This is a genomic window from Actinomadura sp. CNU-125 (assembly GCF_001942465.1).
Lineage (GTDB): Bacteria > Actinomycetota > Actinomycetes > Streptosporangiales > Streptosporangiaceae > Spirillospora.
This window is the reverse complement of record NZ_MKJY01000333.1, coordinates 48,245-69,732: the sequence shown is the minus strand read 5'-3', so window position 1 is coordinate 69,732 and position 21,488 is coordinate 48,245. Positions and strand designations below refer to the sequence as shown.

At 71.3% G+C, this 21,488-nt stretch carries 21 protein-coding genes and 4 pseudogenes; 13 read left to right on the top strand and 12 right to left on the bottom strand.

What is annotated here, in order from left to right; all coding sequences use genetic code 11:
* Positions 1-141: 141 nt before the first annotated feature.
* Positions 142-291: a hypothetical protein gene (locus tag BJF79_RS67525; RefSeq protein WP_410050168.1), complete on the bottom strand. Its 150-nt coding sequence runs from the start codon at positions 289-291 to the stop codon at positions 142-144.
* A 117-nt stretch (positions 292-408) separates the two neighbouring features.
* Here BJF79_RS67525 and BJF79_RS32040 point away from each other — a divergent pair, with 117 nt between their 5' ends.
* Positions 409-912: a cupin domain-containing protein gene (locus BJF79_RS32040; protein ID WP_262402843.1), complete on the top strand. Its 504-nt coding sequence runs from the start codon at positions 409-411 to the stop codon at positions 910-912.
* A gap of 1,120 nt (positions 913-2,032) precedes the next feature.
* Here BJF79_RS32040 and BJF79_RS62540 read toward each other — a convergent pair.
* Positions 2,033-3,298 (bottom strand): annotated as a pseudogene (locus tag BJF79_RS62540) (hemolysin family protein); the annotation flags it as partial.
* Positions 3,299-3,393: 95 nt separating this feature from the next.
* Positions 3,394-4,352: pseudogene (locus BJF79_RS32030) on the bottom strand (sporulation protein).
* Positions 4,353-4,545: 193 nt separating this feature from the next.
* On the opposite strand from BJF79_RS32030, the gene BJF79_RS32025 reads away from it, so the two are divergent.
* Both BJF79_RS32025 and BJF79_RS32020 read left to right on the top strand, forming a co-directional pair.
* On the top strand, positions 4,546-4,920 hold the full coding sequence (locus BJF79_RS32025) for a BlaI/MecI/CopY family transcriptional regulator (RefSeq protein ID WP_075903121.1): 375 nt from the start codon (positions 4,546-4,548) through the stop codon (positions 4,918-4,920).
* The gene (locus tag BJF79_RS32020) at positions 4,917-5,807 is read left to right on the top strand and encodes a M56 family metallopeptidase (RefSeq protein ID WP_075903047.1); all 891 of its coding nucleotides are present in this window, start codon (positions 4,917-4,919) and stop codon (positions 5,805-5,807) included. Before BJF79_RS32025 ends, BJF79_RS32020 begins: the two co-directional genes overlap by 4 nt.
* 99 nt (positions 5,808-5,906) lie before the next feature.
* Here BJF79_RS32020 and BJF79_RS32015 read toward each other — a convergent pair whose 3' ends face one another.
* Positions 5,907-6,941: a helix-turn-helix domain-containing protein gene (locus BJF79_RS32015; protein ID WP_075903045.1), complete on the bottom strand. Its 1,035-nt coding sequence runs from the start codon at positions 6,939-6,941 to the stop codon at positions 5,907-5,909.
* 17 nt (positions 6,942-6,958) lie between these two features.
* On the opposite strand from BJF79_RS32015, the gene BJF79_RS67520 reads away from it, so the two are divergent.
* Genes BJF79_RS67520 through BJF79_RS32000 form a run of 3 tightly spaced genes read left to right on the top strand, consistent with a single transcriptional unit; the run spans position 6,959 to position 10,949 of the window.
* On the top strand, positions 6,959-7,621 hold the full coding sequence (locus BJF79_RS67520; RefSeq protein WP_083734343.1) for an FAD-dependent oxidoreductase: 663 nt from the start codon (positions 6,959-6,961) through the stop codon (positions 7,619-7,621).
* Positions 7,507-9,603, top strand: a complete 2,097-nt coding sequence (locus BJF79_RS32005) for an FAD-binding and (Fe-S)-binding domain-containing protein (RefSeq protein WP_410050167.1) — start codon at positions 7,507-7,509, stop codon at positions 9,601-9,603. Before BJF79_RS67520 ends, BJF79_RS32005 begins: the two co-directional genes overlap by 115 nt.
* 47 nt (positions 9,604-9,650) lie before the next feature.
* Positions 9,651-10,949 (top strand): MFS transporter, encoded by a 1,299-nt coding sequence (locus BJF79_RS32000; protein WP_075903119.1) that lies wholly within the window; start codon positions 9,651-9,653, stop codon positions 10,947-10,949.
* 711 nt (positions 10,950-11,660) lie between these two features.
* On the opposite strand, the gene BJF79_RS31995 is transcribed toward BJF79_RS32000, so the two are convergent.
* Positions 11,661-12,851, bottom strand: a complete 1,191-nt coding sequence (locus BJF79_RS31995; RefSeq protein WP_262402842.1) for a NucA/NucB deoxyribonuclease domain-containing protein — start codon at positions 12,849-12,851, stop codon at positions 11,661-11,663.
* A 65-nt stretch (positions 12,852-12,916) separates the two neighbouring features.
* On the bottom strand, positions 12,917-13,060 hold the full coding sequence (locus BJF79_RS62535; protein WP_262402841.1) for a hypothetical protein: 144 nt from the start codon (positions 13,058-13,060) through the stop codon (positions 12,917-12,919).
* Between BJF79_RS62535 and BJF79_RS31990 the strand changes: the two genes are divergently transcribed.
* The 5 genes and pseudogenes from BJF79_RS31990 to BJF79_RS62520 all read left to right on the top strand — a co-directional run bounded on the left by BJF79_RS31990 (position 13,059) and on the right by BJF79_RS62520 (position 16,318).
* Entirely contained in the window at positions 13,059-14,252 is a 1,194-nt protein-coding gene (locus tag BJF79_RS31990; protein ID WP_262402840.1) for a hypothetical protein, read from the top strand. The genes BJF79_RS62535 and BJF79_RS31990 overlap by 2 nt on opposite strands.
* 147 nt (positions 14,253-14,399) lie before the next feature.
* Positions 14,400-15,158, top strand: coding sequence for an ANL family adenylate-forming protein (locus tag BJF79_RS31985; RefSeq protein WP_262402855.1), 759 nt, complete (start codon positions 14,400-14,402; stop codon positions 15,156-15,158).
* Between the two features lie 278 nt (positions 15,159-15,436).
* Positions 15,437-15,745, top strand: coding sequence for an enoyl-CoA hydratase-related protein (locus BJF79_RS62530; protein WP_262402839.1), 309 nt, complete (start codon positions 15,437-15,439; stop codon positions 15,743-15,745).
* A pseudogene (locus tag BJF79_RS62525) lies at positions 15,640-15,903 on the top strand (enoyl-CoA hydratase-related protein); the annotation flags it as partial. The gene BJF79_RS62530 and the pseudogene BJF79_RS62525, both read left to right, overlap by 106 nt.
* A 193-nt stretch (positions 15,904-16,096) precedes the next feature.
* Positions 16,097-16,318, top strand: coding sequence for a hypothetical protein (locus BJF79_RS62520; RefSeq protein WP_262402838.1), 222 nt, complete (start codon positions 16,097-16,099; stop codon positions 16,316-16,318).
* Positions 16,319-16,409: 91 nt separating this feature from the next.
* Here BJF79_RS62520 and BJF79_RS31975 read toward each other — a convergent pair whose 3' ends face one another.
* The 4 genes and pseudogenes from BJF79_RS31975 to BJF79_RS67515 all read right to left on the bottom strand — a co-directional run.
* Entirely contained in the window at positions 16,410-17,171 is a 762-nt protein-coding gene (locus BJF79_RS31975) for a FadR/GntR family transcriptional regulator (RefSeq protein WP_075903035.1), read from the bottom strand.
* A gap of 99 nt (positions 17,172-17,270) precedes the next feature.
* Entirely contained in the window at positions 17,271-18,056 is a 786-nt protein-coding gene (locus BJF79_RS31970; RefSeq protein WP_075903117.1) for a FadR/GntR family transcriptional regulator, read from the bottom strand.
* A gap of 32 nt (positions 18,057-18,088) precedes the next feature.
* Positions 18,089-18,382, bottom strand: coding sequence for a hypothetical protein (locus BJF79_RS62515; RefSeq protein WP_262402837.1), 294 nt, complete (start codon positions 18,380-18,382; stop codon positions 18,089-18,091).
* 22 nt (positions 18,383-18,404) lie between these two features.
* Positions 18,405-18,779, bottom strand: a pseudogene (locus tag BJF79_RS67515) (OB-fold domain-containing protein); the annotation flags it as partial.
* 109 nt (positions 18,780-18,888) lie between these two features.
* Between BJF79_RS67515 and BJF79_RS31960 the strand changes: the two are divergent.
* Positions 18,889-19,185 carry a TetR/AcrR family transcriptional regulator gene (locus BJF79_RS31960; RefSeq protein WP_075903033.1) on the top strand — a complete coding sequence of 99 codons (297 nt, stop codon included), beginning with the start codon at positions 18,889-18,891 and terminating at the stop codon, positions 19,183-19,185.
* A gap of 84 nt (positions 19,186-19,269) precedes the next feature.
* Here BJF79_RS31960 and BJF79_RS31955 read toward each other — a convergent pair whose 3' ends face one another.
* Complete coding sequence (locus BJF79_RS31955; RefSeq protein WP_262402836.1) at positions 19,270-19,812, bottom strand: TetR/AcrR family transcriptional regulator; 543 nt, start codon at positions 19,810-19,812, stop codon at positions 19,270-19,272.
* Positions 19,813-19,948: 136 nt separating this feature from the next.
* Here BJF79_RS31955 and BJF79_RS31950 point away from each other — a divergent pair, with 136 nt between their 5' ends.
* Positions 19,949-21,244, top strand: a complete 1,296-nt coding sequence (locus tag BJF79_RS31950; protein ID WP_143220477.1) for a cytochrome P450 — start codon at positions 19,949-19,951, stop codon at positions 21,242-21,244.
* Here the strand turns inward: BJF79_RS31950 and BJF79_RS62510 are convergent.
* Entirely contained in the window at positions 21,231-21,488 is a 258-nt protein-coding gene (locus BJF79_RS62510; protein WP_262402835.1) for a hypothetical protein, read from the bottom strand. The genes BJF79_RS31950 and BJF79_RS62510 overlap by 14 nt on opposite strands.

Sequence of the window (21,488 nt, the reverse complement as noted above, 5' to 3'; positions counted from 1 at the left end):
AACAGACGGCCCCCGTCCTCCCCCGGTTCCCCGCAGAACACCGTCCCCGCCGGACGACGCCGGCCCGTTCGACGGCGCGGGGCCGGGTGCCGCGTCCGGCCGCTCCGGTACCCGGTTCTTCGGGTCGGCGCGGCCTTGCGTTCACGGGCCCTTGTAGATGCGTCCCTCCTTCATGACGAACCGCACGTCCTGAGCGACGGTGATGTCTCGGGTCGGGTCTCCGGGAACGGCGATGACGTCGGCGAGGTATCCCTCTCGCAGGCGGCCGAGCTCGTGGTCGAGTTCGACCAGTTCCGCGCCGGTGCTGCCCCGGCCCCTCTAGGCGACCTCCGGTTCCATGGTCGAACCGCAGGCGGCAAACCAGCAAGGCAAAGCACCGAAACGCCGTGCAGGAAAGGAAGCGGACAGGTGACCGACGACGTCGCAGGCGGCAACGAGCACGATACGTCCCGACAGTTCTTCTTCGATGTCAATGAAATACCGGGACACACCAACGCCGAACGGCTCGGGGACGCCCCGGGCGCCGAACGCTACCTCGACCTGCTCGGCCGGGATCTCGTCACCAGAACGCTCGTCCATTCTCCGCGGCTCTGCGTCTTCCACGAGACGGCCCGGCCCGGCGAGCGCGTCAAGCCCCACCGCCACGGCACTTACCAGCTGAACTACATCCTCCGCGGCGAACTCGTCTTCGGAAGGCGACGCGTCGGCCCGGACATGGGCTTCTTCACCCCCGACCTGCTCTACTCGTGGCGCGCGGCGACGAGGGCGCCGAATGGATCGAAATCCACTCGGGTGTACCGCAGATCTTCGTCGACCAAAGGCGACGCTGACTCCATTCGAAGGCATTGGGTCGCCCAAGGCGACTGCACCGCGCGACCAACGGCAAGGCATGGTGCGAGATATCGACGGTGATCGCGTGCGTGAAGGCGACCCCGTTTCCTCAGTGGCGGCGGGGCGCCCTTCCGGTCACCGCGGACACGTACAGGACGCACCCGACGACGCCCGCGATCACCATCCCGGAGCCGAACTGCACCACGACCGTACCGATCGCGGCGGCACCGCTCCAGGTGGGATCTCCGTAGTCCGGATTCATGATCATGGCCAGGCCCAGGACCGACATCGTCGCGGGGAACAGCCAGACGAGCCGGATGCTCAGGCCGACCTGCCGCCCGTTCAGGCCGAGGCCGCCCAGCAGCAGCGCCGTGCCGTAGCCGACGGCGGCCAGCACCCGCCGCCAGTCGCCGTCCGGCACCGCGCCGACCAGCTGCACGGCGAAGTGGGACGCGCCCAGCAGCAGCACGGTCCCAAGGGCGCGCATCCACGGTTCGGGCCCGGCGAAATCGCTGTTCGTCCGCACCCACCCGCCGGACGGCGCGTGCATGCGCGCGAGCGTATACCGGTAGAGGACGCCGCCGGCGAGGCCCGCGGCGACCAGGGCGGGGCCGAGAAGCTCGGCGTACACTCCTCCGTAATCCGCGCCCGCACGGCCGGTGTCCACGATCATGGCGACGCCGGAGAACAGCAGCGTCGCGGGAAAGACCCACGCCGCCCGATCGCGAAGGGCGGCCTGCCGACCGCGCACGGCCAGTCCGGTCAGCAGCAACGACAAGGTCAGCCCCGCCGCCGCGACGACCGCGCGCGGATCGCCGCCCACCGCCGCGACGACCGACCGCGCGGCGAAGAAAAGAGCGCTCAGGAACAGGACGCTTTCGAGGACGCGACCGCGCGGGCTCGGGGCGGTTCCGGGAAACGGACTTCCGGTTTGCGTTCCCGCATAGGAACGATCACTCATCTGCCGGAGTATCACACACGAAACTCGCGAAATCGCTTCGATGCCGATCCGGGCCGGTACCGGCCACCCCACGGTCGTCCCGTCGCCACCGACCGAATATGTACACGCTTCTCCCGGACGTGGCTCCAACCGCCGTGCAGTTCTCGGCGCACCGGTCGTCGAGCTTGTCCTACCGGTCTCGGTGGCCCTCGTCCCGAGCGGTCCCCTCCTTGCCGGCCGCCGGTCCGGGCCGCCCGGCGGCGGGCGCATCCGCACGCCGGTGATGGCGTGCCGGTCGATCTCGGTGACCTCGATGCTCCAGCCGGGGACGTCGACGCGGTCGCCGGGTCGTTCGGGGACGCGCCGCAGCATCGCCAGGACGAGACCGGCGATGGTGGTGTAGTCGCCGGGCGGGGGTTCGGCGACGTCCACACCGAGGTCGGGGAGGTCGTGGACAGGGAAGGTTCCGGGGACCAGCAGCGCCCCGTCCGGTTCCGTCCGCACGGCCATGACGTCGCGGTCGGTCTCGTCGTAGATCTCGCCGACGATCTCCTCCAGCAGGTCCTCCAGGGTGACGATGCCCTCGACGCCGCCGTGCTCGTCCACGACCAGCGCGAGCTGCTGGTGCTCCGCCTTGAAGCGGCGCAGGGCGTCCGACACCCGGACCGAGTCGGGGAAGACGACGGCCGGGCGGGCCAGTTCCGCGACCGGGACGGTCGGGTCGCCGGTCGTCAGGTCGCGCAGGTTCGCGATGCCGACGACATCGTCCAGCTCGCCGGCCGTGATGACCGGGGCGCGGGAGTGCCCCGATTCGGCCAGTGCGGTGCGCGCCTGCCCGGCCGGCCGGTCGTCCGGCAGAGTGAACACCTCCCGGCGCGGGCGGAGCACCTCCCGCAGCGTCCGTTCGTGGATCTCCAGCGCACCGGAGATGATCAGCCGCTGCTCGGCGGTCAGCCCGCGGTGGCCCGCCACCAGGTCCCGCAGTTCCTCCGGGCTGAGCTGTTCCTTGTCGGCGCGGGGGTCGCCGCCCAGCGTCCGGACCACGAGGTCGGTGGACGCGCCGAGCGCCCAGATCGCGGGGCGCGACACCAGCGACAGCACGTCCAGCGGCCGCGCGACCAGCAGCGCCCAACGCTCGGCGAACTGCATCGCCAGCCGCTTGGGCGCCAGTTCCCCGAAGACCAGGGTGATGAAGGACAGCACCACCGTCACCAGGGCGATCGCCACCGGTTCGGCGGCGCCGCCCAGGAAGCCCAGCGGTGACACCAGCGGCTCGGCCAGTGACACCGCCGCGGCCGCCGACGCCAGAAAGCCCGCCAGGGTGATCCCGACCTGAATGGTGGCGAGGAAGCGGTTGGGGTCGCGCGCCAGGCGCACCAGCGTTCGTGCGGTCGCTCCGCCGCGGCGCTCCAGCTGCCGTATCTGCCCCTCGCGCAGGGAGATCAGCGCGATCTCGCTGCCGGCGAACACCGCGTTCAGCAGCACCAGCACCACGACCAGCGCGATGTTCAACCAGTAATCGCCCATGACGCCCCTGTCCACCTACCTTCGCCGGTGTCGTCTGGCGGATAAATTACACGTGTAGTTGGACGGGACGACGTGCGGGCGAAGCGGCCCGGCGGTCAGTCTTCGTCGCCCTCGTCCTCGTCCTCGAAGACCTCTTCGATGACCTCGTCGGCGATCATGCCGCCCGCCACCCCGACGGCGACGCCCGCCGCCGCCCCGGCCGCGACGCCCGCCCACCCGGGGCCGCCACCGCCGTGACGCCCGTGCGCGTCATGACCGGACTCGTGCGAGCCCGTCCCGTGCCCGAAGTGATGTCCGGCCGTTCCGCCGGCCAGGTCGTCCAGCCAGCGGCCGAGTTCGGTCGTCCAGTCGAGGGCCATCGCCTCCCGGTGGCCGATCTGAAGGCGGAAGACCTGGTCCGACGAGCCGAACATGCCGGTGCGCGTGTCGGCCTCCAGCACCACCGCCATACCGTCCGGGCCCGCGACGAAGGTCAGTTCCACCTCGCCGATCCGGCCACCGTACGCAGGCGGCGCGAAGAACTCGATCTCCTGGTAGAACGGCAATCGCTGGGCGACGCCGTGGATGTGGCCGTGCTCGACGTCGGCGCTCTTGAAGACGAAGCCGAGCCGGTCGAAGGCGTCCAAGACCCGCTCCTGCGACGGCAGCGGCGGCACCGCAATCGGGTCGAGGTCGCCCTTGTCGACGGCTTTCGCCAGGGCGACCTCGGTCCGCACCCCCACGGCCATGCCGTGCAGCGGACGCCCGTAGACCTCGGTGATCGGGGCCTCCCACGGCACCGGCAGCTCGAAGGGGACGGTCCGGTCGGCCTCGGCCTCGAGCCGGAACGCGCCGGCCACGTCGCGCGGTGGAACTCCATCGCGCCGGTCGCCTCGCCGTCGCCGTGCTCGATCTCGACCCGGGCGACCAGGCTCAGCGTCACCCTCTGGACGTCCACGGCGTAGTCGGCCGCGGCGATGCGCACCTCGCCCGCCAGCGTTTCGCCGGGACGGCGGCGAGGGTCGGTCAGCACGGTGTCGACCTTCGGGCCGCCCACCCCGAACGCCCCGATCATCTTCTTGAACCCCACGATGCCTTCCCTTGTCCGCTCGACGCCGACATCGATGACGGCGCTCTCCGCTCACCCAATACTATTACACTTGTAGTTGCGACTGTGGCGGGCGCGCGCCGACGACGCACACGGGGACCGGGCGGGAATAGGCTTCCCGGACGGGCACGGCGCCCGGCCAACGAGGGAGGTGCGGCCGGTGACACGACGACCGCTGGGACGGCTGGAGGCCGAGGTGCTGGCCGCGCTCGCCGCCGCGGACGGCCCGGTCAGCACCGCCGAACTACGCGACCGCATCCCCGGCGACCCCGCCTACACCACGGTCAACACCATCCTTTTCCGGCTGCACGCCAAACACATGGTCACGCGGGCGCGGGCCGGACGGCACTACCGCTACCGGCTGGCGGTGGACGAGTCCAGGCTGGTCGCCGACCGGATGCGCGACCACCTGCGCCACGCCAACGACCCGTCCAGCGTCCTCGGCCGGTTCGTGCAAGACCTCACTCCCGACGAGGAACGGGCGCTGCGCGACGTCCTCGCCGAACCGCGCCGCCCTCCCGGAGACCCCACGTGATCTGGCTGACGTGCCTGCCCGCCACGCTGGCGCTCGCGCTCGGCGCCGCACTGAACGCCGTCCCGCTGCCGCTCCACCCGGCCTGGACGGCACGGCTGCTCGCCACGGCCGCGGTCATGTCCGCGACCACCGTCATCGGGACCCTGCTGTTCATCGGCCTCAACTACGCCGCGACCCTGTTCCCCCGGGCCGCCGACCGGCTGCCCGAATGGGCGCTGTTCGGCGACGACCGTCCGGTGCACGCCGCACTGGGCGTTCCCGCCCTCCTCCTCACCGTCCTGTGCGCCTCCGCCGCCGTCCGCATCGTGTCCCGCTGGACCGCCGAACTCCGCCGCGTCAAACGCACCCCGGAGTCGATCGTCGGCTCCGACGTCCCGCTGGCCCTGGCCGTCCCCGGGCGCGGCGGCGGTGTCCTGGTCTCCCGCGGCCTGCTGAACACCCTCGACCGGACCCAGTTGCAGGCGGTGTTCCACCACGAGGCGTCCCACCTGCGCCACCGCCACCACCACTACCTCGCCGTCGGCGCGCTGGCCGCGGGCACCCTCCCGTTCCTGCGGCGCCTCAACGCGCGCCTGCGCTTCGCCCTGGAACGCTGGGCCGACGAGGACGCCGCCGAAGCCGTCGGCGATCGCGGACTCGTCGCCCGCACCATCGCGCAGGTCGCCCTGGCCCGCTCGCCGGCCGACCCGTCCGGCCCGTCCGCCCCGTCCCTCCCCGCGTTCACCGACTCCGGCGTCGTCCAGCGCGTCCAGGCCCTCCTCGGCAGCGCGCCCGCCAAGAACACCGTCACCGGCCCCGTCGTCCTCACCGGCGCCGGCCTGTGCACCGCGGTCCTGGTCTCGACCGCCTGGCAACTCGACCACGCTCTGGGCCTGTCCATCTTGTGAACGGCCACTTCCCGTAGACGCCTCGCCCCGCCCTAGGCCGCACGGCGGCGCCGAAGCCATGAGGATTCCGTTCCCGCCGGTGCGGAGGGTCGCCCGCGGTCAGCCGGGCGCCTCCGGATCGCCGGGTGCGGTGTTCGGAATCCCCGCTCCGAGTTCCAGTTCGAGCAGCAAGCGGTGGGTCGGGTTCCGCAGGGAGAAGCCGAACAGTTTCTGCGCGCGCCCGACCCGCTTGCGGACGGTGTTCTCGTGCAGCGTCAGCTCTGCGCCCGCCGCTCGCACGTCTCCGAAATTCCTGAGGTAGGAGAGCAGGGTGGCCCGGTAGGCGGTGCCGTTCGCGAGGTCGTGCGCGACGACGGCCCGACCGAACTCCGTCCGCAGCCCCGGGTCGGCACGCACGGCGTGGAACAGCCGCTGCCGGACGATCTCGCCGTGCAACTCGCGCGCCGCGTAGCTTCCCGGGCGGGCGCCCGCGTCGCGCAGGTGGCCGATGGCGTGGTCCAGGTCGTCGCGTGCCCGGCGCAGCCCGTCGGCGTCGTCGACGGGCCCGCTGCGGACGATCAGCAGGTTCGTGTGCAGGAGGCGGGTCGCCCGCCGGTGGAAGTGGGTCGACAGGGCGGAGACGGTCACCGAGCCGGTTGGCGTCGCCGAGAGCAGCACGTACAACCGCTCGTTGAGCATGCTGACGGTGGGCTCGTGGCCGAGGGACCGGGCGTCGGTCTCCAGCAGGCCGAGGGCGCGCAGCAGGCTCGCGCGGTGGTCGGGCCGGTGGCCGGCGTCCGCGGCCTCGGCCAGGCAGAGCAGCGTCCCCGGCAGGGGCAGCGCGTGGTCGGTGCGGCCGGGATGGTGGAGGGCCGTCTGGAGCGCGGTGTTGCGGCCGTCCTGCTCGGCGTCCATGTGCCGGCGGACCGTGAGCAGGTGCAGCGCGGCGAGCTTGGCCGCGGTGGCGAGCACGGCCTCGCAGTCGCCGATCGACTTCTCGTCCGGGAAGACCGCCCACAGCGACCCGAGGGCGGTGTCGCCGGCGCGGATCACGACGGCGAGCCGGGGCAGGTAGCCGTCGCGCCGGATGAGCCGCACCGAGTCGCCGCGCCAGAGCTCGTCGGTGAGGTGGTGGGGCATGGCGTGGTCGGGCACCCGGCGCGAGCGTGGTCATGCGCGCCGCCGGGACCAGCCTCAACGGCCAGGCGCAGGGCGACGACATCCTGCTCGACGTACGCCGGCACTTCGACCGCGCGCGGGTGGAGGAGGACGGCCGGATCCTGCGGAGCGCGCCCGGCGTCGTCCTGAGCCGCGCGAACGCACGGCTCGCCCGGTACGGGCGCGTCCTCGGCCCCGACCCGGCCAGCGGCGCGGCGGCGTGCGTGGGCGGAGTGGTGGCCAACAACTCCAGCGGCATGACCAGCGGCGTCCACGCCAACGCGTACCGGACGGTCGAGTCCCTGCGGGTCGTGCTCCCCTCGGGCACCCGGGTCGACACCGCGGCGCCGGACGCGACCGGAGCCTCGCCCGGGACGAACCCGAGCTGGTCGACCGGCTCCGCGCGATCCGCGACGAGATCCGCGCCGATCCGGAGCTCGCCGCGCGGATCCGGAGCAAGTTCGCGATCAAGAACACCAACGGCTACCGGCTCGACGCCTTCCTCGACGGCGACTCCCCGGCGCAGATCGTCCGCGGGCTCCTCGTCGGCTCCCAGGGGACGCTGGGATTCCTGGAGGAGATCAGCTTCCGTACCGTCCCCGACCTGCGCTGGAAGACGACCGCCTTCCTCCACTTCGCCGACCTGGCCGCCGCTTCGGCGGTCGTGCCCGCGCTGATGGGCCTCGGCGCGAAAGCGGCGGAGCTGATGGACGGCCTGTCGCTGCGTTCCACCCGATCCATCGGCGGGGCCCCCGACTGGATGCACGACATCGGCGAGGACGACGCCGGGCTGCTGGTGGAGTTCCGCACCTCCGACCAGGCCGCGCTCGACCGCTTCGAGCACGCGGCCCGCGAGATCGTCGACGGCGCCGTCCTGCACGGCGGGTTCACCCGGGACCGCCGCGTCGCCAACGGTTACTGGGCCGTGCGCAAAGGTCTCCTCACCGCACTGGGCGCGAACCGCCCGGCGGGCACGATCCTGCTCGGCGAGGACGTCTGCGTGCCGCCGCCGCGCATCGCCGAGGCGGCCGTCGCGCTGCGCGGCATCCTCGCCGCCCACCGGTTCGACGCCTCGGTCGCCGGGCACGCCTCGGCGGGAAACCTGCACTTCACCATGGTGTTCGACCCCGCCGTGCCCGACGACGTCGACCGGTACGCCCGATGCCTGGAGGAGATCGTCGCGCTCGTGGTGGACCGGTTCGACGGCTCTCTCAAGGGCGAGCACGGCACGGGGCGCAACATGGCCCCGTTCCTCGAACGCGAGTGGGGCCCCCGGCTGACCGCGCTGATGCGCCGGGTCAAGCACGCCTTCGACCCCGTCGGCATCCTCGGCGACGGCGTGCTGTTCTCCGACGACCCCCGCTCCCACCTGCGCGACCTCAAGGTCCTCCCGACCGTGGACCCCCTGCTGGACGCGTGCATCGAATGCGGCTTCTGCGAGCCGGTGTGCCCGAGCCGGGAGCTGACCACTACCCCGCGCCAGCGCATCGTCCTGCAACGGGAGATCGCCCGCCGGGGCGGTTCGGACGCCGAACTGGAGAAGGAGTACGGCTACGCGGCCGTCGAGACCTGCGCCGGCGACGGGTCCTGCGCCACGGCGTGCCCGGTCGGCATCGACACCGGGCAGGCGATGAAGGACCTGCGGCATCGGCGCCACCGCGGCGGAGCCGAACGGGTCGCGCTGGCCCTCGCCCGGAACTGGTCCGCGGCGGAACGGCTGACGCGCACCCTGCTGCGCCTGGCGCGGCCGCTGGCCGACATCGCGGGCGACCGGTCCGTCCGGGCGGCGACCCTGCTGGCGCGCAGGGTCCTGGGAACGGCCCAGGTCCCGGAATGGCTGGCCGCGACGCCCGGCCCCGCGCCGGCGCGGCGCGGGCGCGGCCCGAGACCGGCGGGAACGGCGGCGGTGTACGTCCCCTCCTGCGTCAACCGGATCTTCGGCGCCCCACCGGGCGCGGCGGACGCCACCACCGTGACGTCCGCGCTGCCCGCTCTCGCCGAACGGGCGGGCGTCGTGCTCTGGACGCCGCCCGGCGTCGCCGGGACCTGCTGCGGCACCGTCTGGAACAGCAAGGGCCACCGCGCCGCCCACGCCTACGCCGCCAACGACCTGGTGGAACGGCTGTGGCGATGGACCGACGGTGGGCGGCTGCCCGTCGTGCTGGACTCCAGTTCCTGCACGCTGGGCGTCCTTCGCGAGATGACGGCCGTGCTGTCCGGCGGCAACCGTGCACGGCACGCGGCCCTGACCGTGGTCGACGCGCTCACCTGGGCGCGCACCGACCTCCTGCCGAAGCTCACCGTCACGCGCCGTCTGGGACGGGCCGTCCTGCATCCGACCTGCGCGACGAACCACCTCGGCAACACCGGCGACCTGCGCGCCGTCGCGGCGGCGCTCGCGGCGGAGGCGGTCGAGCCGATCAACGCCACCTGCTGCGGGTTCGCCGGAGACCGCGGCTTCCTGCACCGCGAGTTGACCGAGAGCGCCACCCGGGCGGAGGCCGCCGAGGTCTCCCGGCTCACGGCCGACGCCTACCTGAGCGGCAACCGCCCCTGCGAGATCGGCCTCCAGCACGCCACCGGGCACCCCTACGAGTCCGCTCTGGTCGCGCTCGAACGCGCCACCAGAACCGAGGAGAAGGAACGGAGTTCACCGTGACGAAAGAACTGTCGCAACCTCCACCCGCGACGCACGACGCCCGGTCCATGACGCGTGATGACCGCAAGGTCCTCGCCGGCACGCTCGCCGGCACCACCATCGAGTGGTACGACTTCTTCATCTACGCCCAGGCCGCGAGCCTGGTGTTCGGGCCGTTGTTCTTCGCGCCGGTGGACGAAGAGGGCTCCGGCATGGCGTCGCTCATCTCGCTGTCCACGATCGGCATCAGCTTCCTCTTCCGGCCGCTCGGCGCGATCATCGCCGGCCGGTTCGGCGACCGGCTGGGCCGCAAGCGCATGCTCGTCCTGACGCTGCTCCTCATGGGCACGGCCACCACGGCCGTCGGCCTGCTGCCGACCTACGTCGGCATCGGCGTCGCGGCGCCCGTCGCCCTCGTCCTCCTGCGCATCGTGCAGGGCTTCTCCGCGGGCGGCGAATGGGGCGGCGCCGCCCTGCTGTCGGTGGAACACGCGCCGCGCGGCCGCCGCGGGCTGTTCGGCTCTTTCCCGCAGATCGGCGTGCCGATCGGCCTCATCCTCGCCACCGGCGTCCTGTGGATCATGAGCACGCTCACCACCAAGGAGCAGTTCCAGTCGTGGGGATGGCGAGTGCCGTTCCTGCTCTCCCTGATCCTGATCATCATCGGGTACCTGGTGCGGCGGGCCGTGGACGAGAGCCCCGTCTTCCACGAACTGCGCGAGCGCACCAGGACGTCCTCGGCGCCGCTGCGCGACCTCGTCCGCAGCGACAGCAAGAACGTGCTGCTCACCGCGCTGATCTTCGTGGCCAACAACGCGGCGGGCTACCTTCTCATCGCCTACTTCATCGGCTACGGCACCGAGTCGCTCGGCCACTCCAGACCGTCGGTCCTGCTCTGCACCGTCGCCGGCGCGTTCGGCTGGCTGGCCTTCACCCTGTACGCGGGGGTGCTGTCCGACCGGATCGGCCGCGTCCGCACCTTCCAGATCGGCTACGCCGCCGTGTTCGTGTGGATGATCCCCCTCTTCATGCTGATGGAGACCCGCGACATCTGGCTCTTCGCCACCGCCATCGTCGTACTGACCTTCGGCCTCGGCCTGTCGTACGGGCCCATGTCGGCCATGTACGCCGAGATGTTCCCCGCCTCGGTGCGCTACTCGGGCGTCGCCATCGGCTACGCCCTGGGCGCCATCCTCGGCGGGGCGTTCGCCCCCACCATCGCCAAGGCGCTGGTGGAGAGCACGGGAAGCGCCTACTCCGTCGGCGCGTACATCATGGTGCTCTGCGTGATCTCCCTGGCCGCCGTCAGCGCGGTCAAGGAACCCAAAGGCGCCGACCTCGGACTCGCCCACCGGCCGGCCGCCTGACGAGGGAAGATCTCCGGCCGCCCGTGGCGACCGTTGTGAGCGACCACGCCGTCGCCACGACGCCCGACGACCTCACCGTTCCCGCGGGGGTCGTCCCGGCGGGAACCGTGTGCGCCGTGCGCTGGCAGTGGAGCGGGGTCGACGAGAACGGCACCCGGCTGGCCACCGTCCGGTGCCTGTGGCGAATCGGACCCGAGCAGCCCGGGTTCGGCGGCCACGACGGGTGGCGGATCGAGATCGAGGGCGCTCCCCGGGTGGTGCTGAACATGGAGGCCCTCGACCCGGTCGCCGGCCCGAGAAGTCCAAGGCCATCCAGTACGCGGTGGCCGGCCCGGTCGTCCGGGCCATCGGCGAAGTGTGCGCCGCCGATCCCGGCATTCTCGTCCCGTCCGTGTTCGGCGCGTACCGGGCGGGTTGAGCCCTCCACGAACGCACCGACTCTCCCGAACCGCGTGAACGGGGCGGCGGGTGTTTCACCCGCGCCCGGCTGCCGGTGGCTACCTGCCCGCCCTCACCGCCGCCACCGGCCGACCTCCGTGGTCACGCGGTCGGGCAGGAAGGCCCGATCGCGTGACCACTCGCACTACGAACGGACCGGCGGCAGGTCGACGAAGCCCGCGGCCTCGGCACCCATCGTTCCGCGAACACCGGCCACGTCCCAATGCAGCGTCAGGTCCGTCGCGTTCCTCCAGGACTCGCGGCTCGTCGCGGTTACGGAACGATGATCACTTGGTACCACTCGTGGTCGATGATGCGGTCGGACACGACTGCACGGCCGAGTTCGCCTCCCGCACCCGTGTTCTCGTTCAGGGGGACGTGGGCCCGTATACAGGGCGCACCCAGGGTGCCCCGTACGAGTTTGACGCTCCATACGCCGTTGACCTGCCGGGGAATGATCTCCGCGCACAGGGAACCGTTCGTGCCGCCCTGCGTGGAGCTGGCGAAGGGGAACTCGTCGCAAGAGTCGTTTATGACCGTGGGATCGGGTCTGAAGGGCAGCGGGCCCATCGTGCAGGACTGCTTACGCCTGTTTTCCGCGTTCGTTTTGTTGGCGTCACGTAGGAGCGGTTTGTCGGCGGTGCCGAAGTTGTTGGCCGTGAGGTTCTTCTGTGCCCACTCGTAGGCGACGGCGGCGGCGCCGTAGAGGGATTTGCGCAAGGTCACGTTGGCCAGATGGCCCATGACGATGCACCCGGGGCCGTTGCCGACCGCCGCATCACAACGCACCTCGGGGCCGTACCAGCTTCCGCTGACATGTATGGGCGTCGCGCCGAGGATTTCCCCCTGCACCTGGTAGGTGGGCTGGATGAACGAGATGGCTCCGTTGGCGACGGTGGAGCTGTAAGTGAGGGTGCCTTCCTTTTTCTCGTTGGCGCGCAGCACCACGGGTGCGCCGCCCCACGCCGGTGCTCCCGCGATGCACTGACCGCTGCAGGTGGAACTCAGGGCCAGCGTCACACCGGGGATGTTGGGCGTCATATCGGCGACGAAAACGCTGATGTCCTCGCGCCACTGAGCACCCGCGACGGCTTTGAGGTCGGCCGGGGCCACGATAGCGACCAGGGCGTGGCCGATCTCCTGCCCCTTGTCGTCGAGGAGCGCGTACCTGACGCTCTCCCGCGTGCAGTACGCGTGGCGCGTGGAGACGACACGGTTACCGGAGGGATCGGCGCACAGGTCCGCCGGGGCGGCGGCGCGGGCAGGGGCGGGGTCGGGTCCTGCCACCTTGAGGCAGGTCCAGGCCGCGCCCTGGCGCTGGAGTCTGGAGCCGGGAGCGGTGACCGCGCATGTGCCGTGGCCGCGAGGAGTCACCCGGCTCTCGGCCGGTGCGGCGGCGGCCGACGAGGCGCCCAGGGTGAGAAGGGCTCCGGCGAGGGCGAGTGAAACCAACGCGGCCAGCACGCGTCTGACGCGTTTCACGGGCGGTCTCTCTTTTCTTTTCGGCGTCATATAGACATGATCGTCTGTCAGACCCCGCTGCCACCACCGGCCGGGCCCGCCCAGCCGTAAGAAGAGGGAAGGACGACGATGCGCTCCACAAGACCCACCAGGCGCACAGGCAGAACACTCACCGCCGTTGCCGCCTCGGCCACCTGCGCGATCATCGCCATGGGACCGGCGGTCTCACCGGCCGCCGCCGCACCGGCCGAGCCCGCCGCCCAACAGGTGGCCGAACCCGGCCAGGCCTGTACCTCGGCCGATCTCGGCAAGCGCCACCCGATCATCAAGAGCGTCGAAGTCTCCCCGACGATCACCCACTTCAAGGGCTGGTACGTCACCCAGGGCACGACCGGGACCCAGACCATCACCACCAGCACCCAGACGACCATCTCGGTCTCCGTCGGCTTCAACGGCAGCGTCCAGGGCAGTTTCGCCGTCGAAGCCCTCGGCATGGTCGGCGCGAGCGCGGGCCTGAACGTGCAGGTGAACTACTCCTCCACCAGCAACACTTCGCAATCGATCACGTGGAACTTCCGTGAGCCCGGCTACTACGGCCTCTACAAGGGAACGAAGAAAGTCACCGGCACCTACGGAAGCCTCAACTGCAACCGTGTCCAACTGGACGACGGCACCTATGCCCTGAAGTGGATCGAGGGGCCCGACAGCGGCAGCTACACCACCTACACCACCCTCGAAGAGGGGGCGGTGCGCTGCGAGGACACGGTGCCCGCCGACAGCATCATGGCCGAGGCACAGACCCTGCTGGACTGCGCCGCCCCCGCCGCGAACGCCGAGCACCCGGCGGGCGCGGTGGCACCGACGGCGAAGCAGATCCAGGACCGCCGCGCGCAGCGCCCCACCGGCACGTCCACCGAACAGCCCAAGGCCACCGGACAAAGCGCGCGGGCCGCTCTCAACTGCAGCTCCGCCGCCTACAAGATCGCTGTACCCGGGAAGCCCCTGTCCTGGGGCGCGCCGCTCCTGGCGAACGACGGTGTCCGCCTGCGGCCCTCGACGATCTTCAGCGCCCACCTGGACAACTGGCGGCTGTGCAACGTGACGGAGCACAACGGGGTCCTCGAGGCGACCCTGTGGAACTGGGGCAACGGCGGGTGCGCGACCATCCCCGCGCAGAACGCGGCCACCGAACGGGCGGTCCTGATGACGGTCTCGTGCACGGAGGACGACCTCCAACGGTTCTACATCTACCGCGACGTACCCGGCTCCGACAAGATCGGCGTCCAGAACAAGTACACCGGCTCCATGATGGGCCACGACCGGTACGCGGACGGGGAGTTCATCCGCCAGTACTCCAGCGGCAGGCAGGACGGTACGGGTACGTACTCCCAGATCGGAGTCTGACCGCCCCCACCCCGTGACCGGCCCCCGCCCATGACCCCTACCTCCCGGTTCCGCCGAGCCCGGTCCTGGGGACCAGTGGAGCAGCCGACATCGGCTGCTCCACTGGTCGGCCCGTGAGCCGATGCCGCTCCCGGACGGTCGTTCTGGATCGGCGGGTTCGCCTTCGGCCTGCTCGCCGCGATGCTGGCGGGCGCGCCGCACGTGTGCTCCAACTCCACCGACGCCGCCGAAGTCCTCGACCTGCTCGAACGGACGAGACCGACCCAGGCCAACGGGTTCGCGGCGTCCGTCGCGCACCTGGCAAAGGACCCGTCGTTCCCGGACCGCGACCTCCGCTCGCTCCGGCGCGGCAACCTGTGGCCGAACCTGCCGGACGACATCCGGCCCGCCGACCCCGAACTGCGCCACAACATGCTCGGCACCACCGAAACCGGCAGCGTCTGCGTGCTCAGCGAGGACCAGTCCGACCAGCCGGAGCACCGCCGCGGCTCCTTCGGACGACCTGCGCCGGGCTTCGAGACCCGGATCGTCGACCCGGACACCGGCACAGACTGCGGTCCCGGCGAGACCGGCGAGCTGTGGCTGTGCGGCCCCTTCATGATGGAGGGCTACTACGGCCGCGAACGCGGCGACACCTTCGACGCCGACGACTGGTACCACAGCGGCGACCTGTTCACGGTCGACGACGACGGCTTCCATTACTTCAAGGGCCGCCACAGCGAGATGATCAAACCGCGGGCGCGAACGTGTCGCCGCGCGAGGTCGAGGCCGCCTTCCTCGACGCGTCCGGGCTCACCGCCCACGTCGTCGGCCTCGACGACGCCGACCGGGGCAGATCGTGGCCGCCGCCGTCCGCGTCCCGTCCGGCCACCCGCCGATCCCTCCACGACGACGAGGGGCCGTTGAAGTCGAGCGGCAAGCTCGACCTCGGCGCACTCAAATCGCGGCTCGCCGCCGTGGACGATCCGCGGCCGTGAACCCGGGCACCGACCGGAACCGGCGTCGCTGAGGCGGACGCGCACGAAGGCCCGGTCAACGTGTCCGGACTCGCGCCTACCAGGTCGGAGGCCGGCCATCACACCAAACGCTCTGCCATGCTTAAAGCGCTAAATTTTTACGGTAGAAACATCTAGATGTTATTGCCTAAAGTCGAAGGGTCCGCTGCATATGGAGGGACGAACCGCGTGACCGACGACCGAGTCCTGTTGGAACGTGACGAGGAGACGGGGGTCGCGCGGATCACGCTGAACAACCCCGCACGACGCAACTCCTACGACGCCGAGATGCGCCTCCGCCTGGCCCACCACCTCGACGAACTCGCGACGGACGACGCGGTCAAGGTCGTCCTGCTGCGCGGCGCGGAGGGGTGTTCAGTACCGGGGCCGACATGGGGAACGCCTACGCGTGGTACGGAGACAAGGCCCGCGGCGCCCAAGGCCCCGAAGAGAACGGCGGCAAGAGCCGCCGACGGCCGAGCCAGCGGCGGCGGCTGACCGTCGACCGCAAGACCTTCCGCTTCTACCACGAGTTCATGGGGTTCCCGAAGGCCACGGTCGCCGAGGTCCGCGGCTACGCCCTGGGCGGCGGCTTCGAGTTGGCGCTCATGGCCGACATCGCCGTGGTCGCGCGCGACACCCGGGTCGGCATGCCCGCGACGCGTTTCCTCGGCCCCGCCCTGGGGTCGCTGCACATGTTCGCTGGGGCCTGTCCTCGCCCCGCGGCTGCTGCTCACCGGCGACACGATCGCCGCGTCGGACGTCGAGCACCTGGGCGTCTTCACCGAGGTCCTGGACGACGACCGCGTCGCGGACCGCGCGGACTGGTGGGCGCGCAAGGTGTCCAGGATGCCCGCCGACGGCATCGTCCTGGCCAAGGAGGCGTTCCGGCTGGTCGAGCGGACACAGGCGTACCAAGGCGAAGAGGTGGCGAGCTACCTTTTCCACGCTTTCGGCACGAACCTACGGTTCGAGGACGACGAGTTCAACTTTATGAAGGCCCGTACCGAACACGGCGTGAAGCGGGCGTTCCAACTCCGCGACGAGCATTTCGAGATCCCGGAGCCGTAGTCTCGAAGACAGGGCGACGGGGGCCACGCGTGTTCCCTGGCGGCATCCGGCCCGCGCTCCTGTCGCCCCGCGCTTGCGGCGCCCGCGACGGTCAGGCGTCGCGGACGAGCAGGTCGACCACCCGCGATGCGTCCTGCCCCAGCATGATGCGACCGACCACGGCCATGTGCGCCCGCCAGTGCTCTTCGGCGGCGGGGTCCCCCGCGTCCAGGAGCTCCAGGAGCCGCCGTTGGGAGCGCAAGCCGCGCCGCCGCATCGCCGTCGACCCCGTCACGTCGCCGCTGTCGCTCACCGACGCGACCGAGCGGACGACGATCTCGTTGAGCATCTCGATGATGACGGCCAGGGTCCGGTTCCCGCCGAGCGCCGCCAGCCGCTCGTGGAAACGCGCGTTGGCGACGGCGAAGCACTCCGGGTCGTCGATGGCCGCTTCCTGCCGGTCGATCAGGACCCCCAGTTCGGCGATGGCCGTCCGACGGTGGCGCCGGGCGGCGAGCGTCCGCACGGCGAGCGGTTCGAGCAGCGACCGGGCCTCGAAAGCGTCGGCGAGGGACACGTTGCGGGAACGCAGCACCAGCGAGCCGGTGCGGGCCGTCATCCGCTTGTCGGGCCGGTGCACGACGACCCCGCCGCGCACCCCGCGCAGCACGCTGACCAGCCCGTCCGCCTCCAGGATGCGCAGCGCCTCGCGCAGCGACGGCCGCGACACCCCGAACCGCTCGACCAGTTCCGCCTCACGGCCGAGCGACTCGCCCTCCGCGAGCCGACCGCTCACGATCATGGCGCGGACCTCGTCGGCGATCTGCCGGGGCTTCCGCCGAGCACGGCGTTCATCCTGCTTGTCGGCTACCACCTGGATCCGTCCCGGTCTGTTGGGCAGAGAACACCCCGGCGCCGTCTCCGACCCGGCCCAGCCGGACGATCCGTCGGCGCATACCGGTTCTCACCTTGATCATACCCGGCCGTCCGGCCGATCATGGTGCTCCACGTCCACGGGCGACATGCCCAGGTGGCCGAGCAGCACCCGTCTCGCGACCTGCATGTGCGCCCGCCAGTGCCGCTCGGCGCCCTCCGCGTCGCCCTCGTCGATCAGTGCCAGCAGACGCTCCTGCGACCGGATGCTGCGGCGCCGCCCCGACAGCGAGCCGACGGTGTGACCGTCCGACCGGACGGCCGTGACCGTGCGGAAGAGGATCTCGGTGACCATCTCGGCCACGAGACTCATCGTCCGATTGCCGGACAACTCCACCAGCCGCTCGTGGAACACGGCGCTGGCCCGGTAGAACCGCTCGGGGTCGTCGAGGCACGAGCGCTGCCACTCCACCACCGGGCGCAGCTCGTCCACCGCGTCCCACCGGCCGGGGCTCCCCGCGACGATCCGGGCCGCGAGCGGTTCGAGCAGCGCACGGGCCTCGAACACGTCACCGAGCGGCACGTCGTTGGCCTGCAGCACCAGCGCGGCCGTCCGGGCCGCCATCCGCTCGCCCGGCTCGTGCACGACGACGCCGCCCCGCACCCCCCGCACGACGGTGACGAGGCCTTCGGCCTCCAGGATGCGCAGCGCCTCGCGCAGCGACGGCCGCGACACCCCGAACCGCTCGACCAGCTCCGGCTCGCGGCCCAGCCGGTCGCCCTCGCCCAGCTGGCCCGACGCGATCAGCGCCCGCAGCTCGTCGGCGATCCGATGCGGCTTCTCCCGGGGCGGGCTCCCGCCCCCGCCGTCGTTGCCGTTGGCCACACACCCCTCCGTCCCGTCCGGCTCCCCCGATGTTAGCCAGCCGCAGGCCCGGCCCCCAGGCCACAACGCGTCGCTCCGCCGCCGTTGAACCGGCCCGCCCGGATCCGCGGCGCCGCCTCCAGCGCCGTCACGTCGCCCTCGCCCGTGCCGTGCTCGATGTCGTCCATCGTCAGGCCCGCGTCGTCGACCGCCGCCCGGCACGCCTCCACGGTGAGGGCGAGCGGATCGCGCAGCTGCCGCCGTCCGATCGATGCATGCCCGGTGCCGGACAGGACGACGTCGTCCTCGAACTTGCGGCCGGACGGTGCCGTCCGGCGGACGGACATCCTCGACCTGCTCGAACGTCACCTCCATCCGCATTCCGAGCCGCAGGTCCGTCTCTTCGCAGTCCACCGGCCGGGGGGTCGGCCGGACCCGCGGCCCCTCGTCGAGCGCGACCTGCGCAACGATGTCGGGGGACGGCAGCCCGGGCAACGCGAACCGATGGCTGACGGTGAAGCCGAACAGAATCGCCGTCCCCGACACCTCGCGCACGACCCGCACTCCTGGACGCGCAGACGCCCGTCCTCCGCACCGGCCGTCCAGTAGTACCCGTTCCACGGGGTGACGAGCGGGAGCGTCCGGCCACAGTCGCCTGCTCACGAACCTCGGTGACGGCTCCGGCAAGCCCCGGCGAAAGGCGCCCGGTCGCCGCCGCGCGCGGTGACGCGGCGTCGAGGACATCGCCCTCCGGCCCGGCCGTCTCGGGGTAATGGAATGTGAAGCGCATCGTCGTCCTCCGACTTCACGCGTCCCGATACAGCCGTCGACGGGTTCCGGCCATGGGCCGAGCATGTCCGATGTGGCCCGTACCGCCGGGGTCGCGCGGGGGACCCTGTGCAGGTACTTCGAGTCCCGGCACGCGCTTCTCGACGCGTTCCTCCGGCCCTACATAGAGTCGGCCCGTAACTGCGGGGAGATCCGTGTGGACCTGGACACCAGGGATGCGAGCGAGTGGCTCGAAAGTGTCCTGCTCTCGTTCACGATCTTCCAGGTTCCGCTCTCGAACGAGGCCGACGATCCGCGTTCGATCGGCCTGTTCGTCAAGCGGTACGCCACCAGCGGCCGGGCCGGGAGAGGACGACCCTAGGCCGAGGTGATGGCCTGCCCCCCGTCCGGGGCCGCGGCCACTTCGACAGCGGGGGCGAGCCAACGCCGCAGATAGGCACGGAGTTCAGCCGGTGAGCGGGCCGGATCGCCCGGGTCGAGCAGGAACCTGCACGACCCGCAGCGTCCATTCGATCAGTTCGTCGCGCCGCTCGGTACCGATTCCGCACGCGTCCCAGTCCACCGCGCTCTGGTCCAGCAAGGACGAGCCGATCTCTCGCGCGGAGGCAGAGGTGACGCCCTGAAGCAGGGCGGCGCCGCTCGCGTTGTCCAGGAGCAGCCGCAGATACGGCTCGTGCGGAACCTGCTGGAGCGTGTAGCCCACGCATTCGACCAGAACTTCGCCCGGACCGGTGATGGCACGGAGGCGGCGCGACAGTCTCGCCAGGAAGGCGCCGGTGCCGTCCATGGCAGCGGCCATCAGCATCGCCTCGGTGCTCGGAAAGTAACGGTAGACGGTCTGCCGGCTGACCCCGAGGGCCGTCGCCACGTGCGCGATCGTGGTGGCGCCGCCGAGGCTCTGGACGCACGCGTGCGTCGCGGCCTTGATCCGGGCGACCGCCTCATCGTCGCTGGCGGGCGGCGACCCGCCCCATCCGTGTGTCCGCACGCGGTCCAGGATAGTGCCCGTCCTTGACAAGACACAAAAGAAGATGTGTATGGTCAAACCGCCGACGAAGTCGGCTGCACCGTCCCGAAAACGCGCAGGCCCGACGACGCGCAGGCCCGTACCCCTTGGACGTGAAATGCAGGAGATTCAGCAGCCCCAGACCGCCCCACCGGACGCCCCGCAGGTCGCGGATTTGTGTGACGTCGATTTGTCGGACCCCCGCACCTTCGTCTCCGGGCCACCGCACGCGGCGTTCGACGCGCTCCGCGCGCAGGCACCGGTCGCCTGGCAGGACGAGCGCCCGGTCGCGAACCGGGCGAGCGAGTCGTCGAGCGGGCTTCCCGCGCCGCCGTCCCCCGGATTCTGGGCGGTGACGAGCCATGGGCTCGTGCACGAGATGTCCCGGCGGCCCGCCGACTACTCGAACTATCTGGGCGGCGTCCAGATGTTCACCGCCGACGAGCTGACCCTGGCCGGTCTGCGGCTGATGATGCTCTTCATGGACCCGCCGGAGCATTCCCGGCTCCGCAAGATCATCTCGCCCGCGTTCGCGCCGCGCGCGATCGAGGCGCTGCGCACCGCCGTGGACCGGCGGTCCGGCGAGATCGCCGACGACCTCGCCGACGCCGGGTCGGTGGACTTCGTCGCGACCGTGGCGAAGGAGCTCCCGGCCCGGGTACTGGCGGACCTGCTCGGGGTGCCGCCGGAGGACCGCCATCTCATCATCCGCTGGACCGACGGAATGATCGGCTTCGAGGACGCCGAGCTGACCGGCGACGCGGCGACGGCCGCAGAGATGTTCGCCGAGGCCGTCGACTACGGCAGGCGGGTGGCCGCGGACCGCCGCAGGCGTCCCACCGACGACATCATGTCCGCGATAGCGAACGCCGAGGTCGACGGTGAACGGCTCACCGACGACGAATTCTGCATGTTCTGGATCCTCCTCGTCATCGCCGGCAACGAGACCACCCGGAATTCACTTTCCGGGGCGGTCGTGGCGCTCCAGGAACACGGCCTGTGGGGCGAACTCGCCCGTAATCCCGAACAACTGGCCACGGGCACCGACGAACTCGTGCGGTACGTCTCCCCCGTCATGCAGTTCCGCCGCACCACGACCAAGGACATCGAGCTCGGCGGGCAGCGGATCCGCGCCGGCGACAAGGTCGTGATGTGGTACGGCGCCGCGAACCGGGACCCCGCGATCTTCAGCAACCCGCATTCCCTGGACCTGTCCCGTGACCCGAACCCCCATCTGGCGTTCGGCACCGGACCGCACTTCTGCCTCGGCTCCCGGCTGGCCAAGCTGGAGATCTCGACCATGCTCACCGAGCTGCTCACCAGATATCCCCGGCTGAGCATCGACGGCGACGTCTCCCGCATCACCTCCAGTTTCATCGCAGGCATCGAGCACCTCCCGGTCACGCTGCGGTGACTGCGCCGCGCCGGGCACCGATATGCCCGTCGCACAGGGCCGGGTCGTCCAACGCGCGGCGGTTCCACGAGGCGGTAGTCGAGCTGTGCGGCAGCGACACCATGATCGTGGTGATCGGCGCGCTCGAGACCATCTGGTCGTCCCACGAGTCCTCGGTCTGGCGCCATGCGCCCGGCGACCGTCGCGGGGCGCCGGGGCCCGCCGCGGCCGAGGGGTCCCACCCGGACGACGCGAACGCGCCCAT